Raw genomic sequence first — 10,035 nt, forward strand, 5'->3', positions numbered from 1 at the left:
TCGCCCGTTTGATGGCAAGGAACTCATTTTGGAGGAACTCTGGTGACTCAGGACATATCCGCTCTGCTCGAGCAGCTCAAAAAATATTTTAAACCTCATCCATGGCATGGCATTCCGGTTAAGGCCAAATCGGAGCCCTACGTGAATGTCTTCATTGAAATCGTGCCGACGGATACCGTGAAATATGAACTCGATAAGGCTTCGGGTTATCTCTGCATCGATCGCCCCCAGAAGTTTTCCAACTATGTCCCTGCTCTCTACGGCTTCATCCCCCGTACCTACTGCACCGAACGCGTGGCGGCCTACGCCGGTGAAAAAACGGGCACTCAGAATCTGATCGGTGACGGCGATCCTTTGGATATTTGCGTGCTGTCAGAAAAGACCATCACCCACGGTGACCTTCTCTTGCAGGCCAAACCCATCGGTGGTCTACGCATGATTGATAATGGTGAAGTCGACGACAAGATTATCGCTGTTCTGAAGGACGATGCGATCTACGGCCGCTTTGAAGATATTGAAGACTGTCCGCCGAAAATTCTGGCGCGACTCAAGCATTACTTCCTTACCTACAAGGACATCCCGGGTGAAGGTGAGCGCAAAATCAGTATTGAAGCGATGTATAACCGCAAGGAAGCGCTTCACGTGATCGAACTCGCAGCACAGGATTACAACGCAGCGTTTCCTATCCCATTTGAGTCTTAAACGGCTTTCAGGTCAGGTGCGAAGGGTTCTTCAAGACGAGGTAACGTAATGATGAACTCGGTCCCCTGCCCTGGCTCTGTCCGGATCTCCATACGACCTTTGCATTCCTTGATGGCCCCATAGACGGAAGCCACACCGACCCCACGCCCCGAATAGAGATCAACTTCCTTGCTGGTGCTGAAACCTTCCAGTGACAGAATTTCGATTAGCTCGGAAAAGGATTTGGTATCCAAATCACTCGAGCCTGCGAGCCCTTTTTCCACCAGGAGCCGGACGATTTGGTTGCGCTCGATGCCGCGACCATCGTCTTTGCAGCGGATTTCCAGCCTATCCTGGTGCGCCCTAAACATAAGCAAGACGCTCCCACGGACTGGTTTGGAACCACGATCCTGCTCGATACCATGAATCACGGCATTGCGCACAAGGTGCACCAGATTCTTGATCACATGCTTTTCGGCGTCAGAGTAAATCTTGACATCCGCGCCTTGCAGATCAAATTGAACTTTGCGGCTGCTGCGACGGGCTAGCTGCTGCACATCATCGACTATGGGCCCCAGCAGGCTGCGCGCCGAACGCGCTGTAATACTCAGAACCCAACTGTCAAAGAATCGAAGGAAATCGTGCTGCACGCCGAGCTGGTTCAGTTCCTGACGCAAACTCAAAAGCGTGGAATGCTTGATGACCACATCTTCATCCTGCTCCTCATCCCAGCTCAGACTCAGAATATCCGCATGCCGATTTAAAAAGAGCTGGAAGGTCTGTTCCAGGGCTTGGACGTCCTCAACGCGCAATTCACCAGCTTCTTCAAGTTTATGAATCCGATCGGCCTGGAGCTTCATATTGAAGATGAGGCAATTGCCCTTCAGCGTATGCAGAATGAAGGCCACCATCTTGGGCTTGCTCCGCACATCAGGATCGGCCAGGTGCTTCAGATTTTCCCGGGTAATTTTAATAAACGATCGGAACGCGTCCATGTTCTTGAGGATCTTGATCAGCATGGAGCTACGCAAAGCCTCGCGCTGTTTCATGCGCAGCTTGGTGATATCATTCACCGTGAACAGGATGGCCTTCGGCTTGCCCGCATCATCCCGAATCAAACCGCCTTCTAAAATAAGAATGCTGTCACCGATGCGAAAGGTCTTAGGAATCTGAGACAGACTGACTTCCTCGGGCATGCTATCGGCAAAGGCCTGCTTGACGGTCATTTGAAAGATACTGCGACGCGAGCCTTCCAAACCCAGGACATCCAGGATCGAAGCCTGGTCGCGTATGCGTTCACCCAGAAGGCGATAGCAGGCTTTGGTAAAACCTGCTTCCACTTCCAGCTGAAGGTTAATGGTAAAAAAACCGCTCTTCACGTGATCCACAATGGAACGAATGGTCCGGGTGCGCTCCGCAACGGTATTCTCGACTTCCTGAATGTGCCGGGTGAGGGCCTGGTTCAGGTCCTTAATGGTTTGCTCTGAGCGCGCCTGCAAATAATTCACCCGACTTCCCAACGCCAGCGACATAAGCGCCACTTCCATGGCGCCTCCAATCAGATTGCCCCACTGGGCGAAAAAATTCAGAGGAAAAAGTCCGTTAAACATCAACGTTATGACCAAATTGCCCATGAGAAGACAGGACCAGGCCAGCGTGTAATACACAGCTGGGCGAAATCCACGCCAGGACGCAACGACTCCAGAGGCAATCAAGGTCAGGCTGACCACGATCGTCGAGTACGTAATTTCGCGGCCCAGCAGAGCATAATTGGCAAAGAATCCATGGACGGTAATCGCCATGTTCACGAAAATAAGGCCGAGTATCCATTTTCGCCAGTTCGGCATTTGCTCCTGCATATTCAGAAAGCGCAGAGCAAAAAGACAGCTAAAGATATGGCTCACCGAAACCAGAATCAGCCAGCCGCGATTCATAAGCCAATGTCCGACAGAGCCACCAATCCATTCAATACCGGTCGCTTGAAGCCCGAACTGCGTGGCCAGGAAAGCGACGAGATAAATGACATAAACCAGATAGGTCTGGCTCTTAAAGGAAAACATCAGAAACATATTATAGAGCATGAGAACAATCATACTGCCATAAAGAAGACCCAGGACGAGGTTATCGCGGCGCGTATAGTTGTCAAAATTCTTCTTGTCCCAAAGAAAAAGGCTGATGACAAAGGTGCCCTTATTCTGCATCTTCATCACATAATGGTTGATTCCAGGCGCAACTCGTATAGGGTAAACAGGAAAGCGAAATTCGACCGGCCTTTGCTCGTAGGCCACTTCATCACCGAGAGTGAGCTCGACGCGCGCGCTATCGGCATGCAACTGGTAGAGTGTCAGGTAATCCAGAAGCGGATATCGATTTTCCAGGATCAGGTCACGTGTCACGGGGCTCGTATTATGCACGGTCAGCTTCACCCAGAAATGCGCATCCTGATTATTCAATCCCGGGAAATCACGGGTCGCCGGTTGAAACTTATCATCATGTTGACCGGACAGAATATCGTCCAATACCAGCTGACGCGTGCGATCCTCCAGGATCGATACGCTTCGGCTCACGAGGAGTTCCCGCACCTCTCCAGAACTGACCTCCGGTGTCACGGACAAACCAGCAGCATGCCCCGACACAGGCTGAAATATTCCAGCGAGCATCATGGCCCAGGTAAAAATCGTTTGCCGCAATAAGGTCACGCTTCCGCCTCCGCTGCGAGGGATCCGCAATCGTTATCGGTCAAGTGGCTTGGATATTAACAAAAGTGCTACGGGAATACGTATTCCCGCGTTTGGTCGTTCCTTTAAATGGGAATCAATCCCTTGAGAGCACCCGCGGATGCATAGGAACCTTGAGGCTTGCCACCCAGCACCTGGGCCATGGAATACAGCAGCTGCGAGTGTGGCGCCCCATTGCAATCAAGGATACGACCGGGGTTATAGCCGGCAATGCCCTTGCCTCCCATAAGGTAATAGGGCATATCCTTTCGGGTGTGCGAAGCCCCCTGGGCGATCTCTGTCACGACCAGAACCAGGGAATTGTCGAGCATGGATCCGCCCCGACCGACGCGTGGTTCAGGTCGCGCCGCCAGAAGACCAAAAAGGATGGCCAGTTGCTGATTCAACCATTTTTTCTGCTGCGCATGGATCGCGCCGCTGTTGTGCGAAGCCTGGTGACTCTCCATGGGCCACTCATTGTTCCACCGATTGAGCCAATCGTAATCCATCTTGATCGTACTGGTATGCCGTGAAAACTGAAGGGTCGCCACGCGCGCCAGACCGCACTCCATCGCATGCACAAGGTTGGACATCTGCATTTTCATGATCACGGGCGCGGTTTTATCTTCCCACTTTTTGCTATCGTCATAAGCAAAAGCAGACAGATCATACCCGCTGCAACCCACAGTTGGACGCAAAAGCACCTGAATCTGCTGCAGGTGCTGCTGCAGCTTATTGCGTTCTCGCTCGATATCAGTCTTCGCCAGAAAACTTTGCAGTTCCTTTTCCACGTTCTTCAGCATCGCAGCATCTGAAGCTCCAGCAGGCATGCCGCTGCCTTGAAATAGGCGCTGATAGACCGCAAGTGGGCTATCATCAGCGATTTTTTCAGAGCCGCCGGGTAAAAAACTAATGGAGTGACCTTGATTTTTACTGGCCTGAATGCCGACATGCAGCAGAGCCTGCTTAAAGTGATCGGCCAGGTGCACATCCAAGGATCCATTGACCGGATCGATGCTACCGGAGAGCAGGCAGCGAGCCGCCTCCTCATGACCATCACCGTTACCGTCCATGAGGTTCAAACGGCGAAGCAAGACCAGTTGATCGCGGTAAGGCACCAAGGGCAGGAGGGATTCCGGGAGTGTCCCGATGGATCCCGTAAGAGCCGATGGATGCCATTGCTCCAAAAATGCCCCATCCGGGTGGTACACTAGGATCAGACGCTCGGCTTTTTAGGATCAAAGGGCGCAGACGATGATTGGCCTAGAAGCTGACGAGCCCAAATGAGCGAAGCCATGCCTGTCATATATTGCAAAAAGCTGCGACGTTGCATCTCTTATTTCCTCCACATAAAGCTATCAGAACTGACAAAGTCCATCATCACGGTACGCAGACTCTTATCCAGCTGCAGCTGCTCACGTAGGGATGTCTGCAGGCACTGATCGCTGGTCTGGGCGACATGACCCTGGGCATAGCGGAGGTATTGGATGCCGACACAGGCCTTGGCTGTTGGACTTTCACTCAGCAGAGTTCCGAGCTCGGGAAAATTCTGGAAAGGAATCACGTTCGGATCCGATAAAGTCAGAGGACCCTTGATTTCTCCCGATACATCAATTGGCGCTCCTGGCTTTTCCGCGTAAGATTTGCGAAAAGCCCCCACTTCATCAAAACGTTCGAAACCAAAACCAACTTTATCAATATACTGGTGGCAGGATGCGCATGAGTTGCTGCCATCGCTTTGCTGGCCCTGTGACAGGTGACGAGCCAGGCGTTCCCGCATGGTCAATCCCGGGCTCGGCGGCGGAATCGTGGTATCAACATTTGCAGGTGGCGGCGGCAGATCCTGGCAAAGCAATCGATTCCGCACGAACACGCCGCGTTTGATCGGCGAAGCCTCATTCGAATTCGCATAGGTCACCAAAATGGAACCTTGCGCAATCAGACCCCGACGTTCGCTGTCATAGTTCACCTGCTGCCAAACCTGGGCGGGCGCCGGCAGACCGTAATGAGACGCGAGCCTGGGCGTTAACGGGGTGGCATCAGCTGCATAAAGATCCTTCACCCCTGCGTTCTGGTCAAAGACCAGCGTCGACAGAAATCGTTTCGTTTCCTCAAGCATATCGTTTCGCACGTCGGTTGGCAGTCTTTGGCTGTCCCTCGTCACATAGGGAAGGGCGCTGATCCCCAGCCACTGCATGGCGAAATCCGTAAACGTATCCCGAGCGGCTGCCGTATCCAGCAAACGCTCAGCCTCGCCCCGCCGCTTGACAGGATCCTTGATGCTGCCGTCGGCTGCTGCAGCCAGCAGCGTAGGATCAGGGGGCATACCCGTGAGGCCATAGGCCAGGGCTGTCGCCGTTTCATAAGGGTCCAAGGCATAGGCATTCATGGGCGCAACAAAATAGCCCATCTCCGAACGATAGAGGAAGTAAGGCGAGTGCAGCATGATTTCGAGAGCCGCCGATGTTTGCATAGCTGCATAGGTATCGACTTCGGCTGTTGTCAGGGGACGGCGGTAAAGGCGTAATCCAACCTGCTCCACCAGGCAACGCGCATTCGACCCACAGCTCTTGATCACTGGCGCCTGACCGGCTATTTCACGAGCAGCCTTGGCAAAGACAACCAGATGCCGATCCGTGACCACGGCCGCATCCGCGTTGTTGTTGTAACCCAAAACATTGGCTGGCTCAGGCCAGAACTTCAAGGCATTGATCTCGGACACGCCCAGAATCACACGTACACTGTTACGATATTCACGTTCCGTGAGAAGGCGCAATTGGCGCCGGCCCAGATTGTTTCCTGGTACCTTGCAATCCACAGCATCGGCTGGATTCAAGCCGAACCGAATATAGCGGGCCACATCCTGGGCGCAGGTGCCTGTACACTGGCCCACTTTGCCCAAAGGCATGGTTGTGCTGATGCGTTCCGCCAGCTTCTCGACCTGACCGCAGCTTGTGCATTTGCCGACACTGATCTGCAGCGGTGTGCCGGCTCCCCCTTCACCGACTTTGCCATGACATTTCGCACAGAGTGTTTGATACTGTTTTTGACCAGAACTCAAATCTTCATAGCCGGCCTTCAGACTCACATCACGTTCAGGCATGGAGAACTGCGTTGCCCTTCGTTTGGTGTCAGGCAGAAGAGCAGTATCCCCTGTCCACCCCAGGAATAAAAATGGTTCGGGAGGCTCTGCCGTGATGCGAACCAACGATCCTGGACTGTACTGGCCCGATCCGGATCCATTTTGAATGGTGACCGAATAAAGTTTTTCTTCCGGATTTAAATCAAACCATTGATTGACGACTTGATTTTGCTTTTTCCAGACATACCAGCCATTGTCCTGACGCGACAGATCGGGGGTTTGTTCACCGCTACCGTTATGAAAAATCAGCTGAATGGATTCATCAGCGGGATCTGTTTGCTTCTGATCGATAAAACCTCGATACCAGCCAGCCACATCCGCTAAAGCTTTACCAGGCCAGCCTCCAGTAGGTTCGACGGCCTGATTGTTTTGCACGAACCACGTATAGATGTAGACCTGGTTCCACGCCTCGGGTTTTTTGAAGAAGACGTAGAATCCTGACACGTTGTCCTGGGCCATCGCACTCCATGACCAGAGCATGGACAAAAACAAAATCAGCCTGCGTCGCATATTATATCCCCCTTCTTGAGTTCATTTCTAATGGCACAGATGCAGGCTGACAATTGTCTTTTTTTTCCGAACCATCCAAATGGTCGGCTCTCAAGGTGCACCGTTCTGTTCCGAAACCATACTGGCGAATTATTACGCAGAGGTCATCACCTCGCGAGAAGGATTGGAACATGAGCTTTCTACGCATCCTGGGGTTTTTTTGGGTCGCGGCGTTCACGTGGAATCATGGTCTGCTGTATGGAAAAGAATACAAAGAGCATGAAATCAATTGGGAGCCTCTCAAAAAGCGCCCGGAACTTTATCAGGAATACTGGGGTATTTACGGCGACGGCAAGGAGCAGAAAACGCTCACACGCGCGCAGATGGCCCGTTCTTATGAGATTACAGAATCCGTTCTTAAATCCAATCCGCGCTGGGTGGATGGCTATTGGATCCTCGGCAGCACCGCCTTTCAGTGGGCGTCTTCGTTTAATGAAGAAAAGGATCTGCCGTTGGCTCGCGAGATTTTTCTGAAAGGCAAAAAAGCGACGGAAAGCTGTTTGAAGATTGAACCCAACCAACCCCTCTGCAAACTTTTTCTAGGCTCGGCCATTGGCAGCATCGGCAGCATCGATGGAATTTTGTCTTCGCTTAAAAACGCCAAGACTGTGGAAAAATTATGGGTGGATGTCTTGAACTCGAACGTCAACTATCACTTCTACCCTCACATCACCATGCAAGGCAGCGTCCGTTATGGTCTTGGGATGTTTTATCGGCTGGTTCCGGATATGTGGCTGATCCATTGGCTCTTTGATGTCCGCGGCAGCCTCGACAAGTCGATCAAGCTCCACCGCGAGGGGATTGCGTTGGACGGGACCAATGCCTGCTCGGATATCATGCTGGCCGTTTCCCTCATCTGCAAAGCCAAGGGCGATCGCAAATCCTCACAAGGTCAGGAAGGATTTGCTCTGCTCGACAAGGCCGCGCGTGCCAACACCGAGAATATCAATCTCAAACTTTGCGTGACAGATGCTCAGAAGGTGGCGCAAGACCCCTCCCGCGCCTGCGGTTACACAACCACCAAGCAGCAGGATGTCAGCGAGGAAGCGGTCAAAAGTCAGAACAAGACGTAATTTAGTTTTTCTGGACTGACTTCAGCAGGGAAAAATGCTTATGCAGAAGTTCATGGAAGGATTGAAAGCGCTCTTTCGGCAGCGCCGAGCTCATAATCTGGTGGGTAGCCTCGGGCAGGTGCCCCCTAAAATCATGCAGACAATGCCCCAGCTCATGATAAACCACTGTTTTCAAGGTCAGGGCATCGATCCTGATCTTACCTACATAACCATTCGCGTCCGGCTTCCGAATCTTCACCAGTCGAAATCTCAGCTCTGGATCGGGATGATTCTCATTGAGACGTTCACAACGCCCCAGGACCGTCTCGTCGTCCTGCTGGCCTAAATCATCCTGCCAGATGACTTGAACCAGCTGCCGCTTGAACCCAGGCGCCACTGCCGTCCTTGCCTCAATCGCGTCGGCTTCATAAGCGTCCACCAGGGGCTGCAATTCAGCGTCATATTGCGCCTCGGGGATAGCCACGGTCGGATCCCCTCCAGGAGATTGTGGACCACAGGCCGACAAAACCATAACCAATAAAAATGTTTGGGATAAAATAAATCCAGAAGATGCAGAATGCAAGGACGCAAAGCGGGTCAACAGCAATAGCATAAATCCTCAGCAGCAGCGATAGAGTCATGGGCAACCAGCCACGGGCGGCCGGTTCACCCTATTTAAGCCAAATTGACGGCTTAGTCAAGGCTAATTCACGCGCATTTCCTGCTTATATTATCTAATCATTCTCACCCATTGCGGAAATGACCAAGGAGGCCGTATAAAATGCTCAAGTTGAGGCTGTATTATTCGGTTACGACAAAAATGTAGTTGAATGTATCTCAATTAAGTTTTATTAATCTCCAAACTGACGCTCGAAGCTCACATGGGCTTTTTTTTAGCCAACCAGACTGGCTGGATGGCCGACCGAAGAAGAAGGGGCTGAAATGCGGATCACGAGATTCCTGTATCCAACGACCTGGCTCATTGGACAATTTATTTGTCTGCAAGCTGCCTCAGCTCAGCACCACAGCGATGATGTCCTGGAAGTAAGGGCGCAAGGCTTTACCCCGTCCATCTCGACATCTTATGTACGCAGTGCCGCCGATGAAGATTCGGCCTATTACCGGTCCATAGCAGCTGCAGAAATAAACGTTTCCTATGCCGTGCCTAATGATAAGGGCATCCTGGGTCTGACAACAGGTCTTGCGCGTGATCTGGAGGCACTGGAAGAACGCAACGTCTGGTCATCCACAAACTTGGTCTACACCGGCCACCCGATTGAAATCGCGCAGGACTTGGCTTTCACTTATGCCGGACTTGTGACGGCACCGACCAACTCCGACATGCGAGATTATCTTTCTTATCGTGGTTCAACCGGTCTTAGGTCCAGCTTGACCCGCACCTGGACTGCCTTGCCTATCGGCAGGAAACTGAAAACTAGTGTGACCGGGAGCGCGATACGCAATTTCTTTCAATACGATGCCAGTCAAGCCGGAATTCCCAACACGATCCTCGCCTTGGGAGCCAGCGTTTCTGCAGCACTTGAAATTAACGAAATGTTTCAAGCCTCAGGCTCGTTTGGTTTGAAAAAACCACAGAAGTCCAACGGCACCTGGAAAGACGCGAACTATGTGCACAAGATCGCAGCTGGAGTTAATCTGACCAAGGACATGTCTGTTACTTTGAGCGAAACCACCGAAAACCGTGCCTATACCTACGATGCGCAAACCACTCAATTTGCGCTCTACGATTTCGAAGCGACTATGTACGAACTGGCTGCGACTTATAAGTTTTAAAACTCGAGGGTGAATCATCTTGAGGCGGCTTGCCTCACTGATTGGAAAGGAACTGCTTATGACGATGTTTAGGGGAACATTTGGAGCGATCCAGACGCTG

Annotated in this window: 7 protein-coding genes; 3 read left to right on the forward strand and 4 right to left on the reverse strand. The window is 52.0% G+C overall.

The genetic code is table 11. The features are described 5' to 3' along the window. Positions 1 to 42: 42 nt before the first annotated feature. The gene (locus VE954_RS17855; RefSeq protein ID WP_324955198.1) at positions 43 to 702 is read left to right on the forward strand and encodes an inorganic pyrophosphatase; all 660 of its coding nucleotides are present in this window, start codon (positions 43 to 45) and stop codon (positions 700 to 702) included. Here VE954_RS17855 and VE954_RS17860 read toward each other — a convergent pair. From VE954_RS17860 to VE954_RS17870, 3 genes are all read right to left on the reverse strand, one after another. Continuing rightward, entirely contained in the window at positions 699 to 3,380 is a 2,682-nt protein-coding gene (locus VE954_RS17860; protein ID WP_324955200.1) for a 7TM diverse intracellular signaling domain-containing protein, read from the reverse strand. The two genes, VE954_RS17855 and VE954_RS17860, sit on opposite strands and share 4 nt — an antisense overlap. Positions 3,381 to 3,484: 104 nt before the next feature. After that, on the reverse strand, positions 3,485 to 4,609 hold the full coding sequence (locus tag VE954_RS17865; protein WP_324955202.1) for a DUF1552 domain-containing protein: 1,125 nt from the start codon (positions 4,607 to 4,609) through the stop codon (positions 3,485 to 3,487). A gap of 125 nt (positions 4,610 to 4,734) precedes the next feature. Beyond that, positions 4,735 to 7,050 carry a DUF1588 domain-containing protein gene (locus tag VE954_RS17870; protein WP_324955204.1) on the reverse strand — a complete coding sequence of 772 codons (2,316 nt, stop codon included), beginning with the start codon at positions 7,048 to 7,050 and terminating at the stop codon, positions 4,735 to 4,737. Between the two features lie 170 nt (positions 7,051 to 7,220). On the opposite strand from VE954_RS17870, the gene VE954_RS17875 reads away from it, so the two are divergent. Next, on the forward strand, positions 7,221 to 8,162 hold the full coding sequence (locus VE954_RS17875) for a hypothetical protein (RefSeq protein WP_324955206.1): 942 nt from the start codon (positions 7,221 to 7,223) through the stop codon (positions 8,160 to 8,162). Between the two features lies 1 nt (position 8,163). On the opposite strand, the gene VE954_RS17880 is transcribed toward VE954_RS17875, so the two are convergent. Then, positions 8,164 to 8,625, reverse strand: coding sequence for a hypothetical protein (locus VE954_RS17880; protein WP_324955208.1), 462 nt, complete (start codon positions 8,623 to 8,625; stop codon positions 8,164 to 8,166). A gap of 458 nt (positions 8,626 to 9,083) precedes the next feature. On the opposite strand from VE954_RS17880, the gene VE954_RS17885 reads away from it, so the two are divergent. Next, positions 9,084 to 9,935 (forward strand): hypothetical protein, encoded by an 852-nt coding sequence (locus tag VE954_RS17885; RefSeq protein ID WP_324955210.1) that lies wholly within the window; start codon positions 9,084 to 9,086, stop codon positions 9,933 to 9,935. The last annotated feature ends 100 nt before the right edge of the window (positions 9,936 to 10,035 follow it).

This window comes from Oligoflexus sp. (assembly GCF_035638955.1).
Taxonomy (GTDB): Bacteria; Bdellovibrionota_B; Oligoflexia; order Oligoflexales; family Oligoflexaceae; genus Oligoflexus.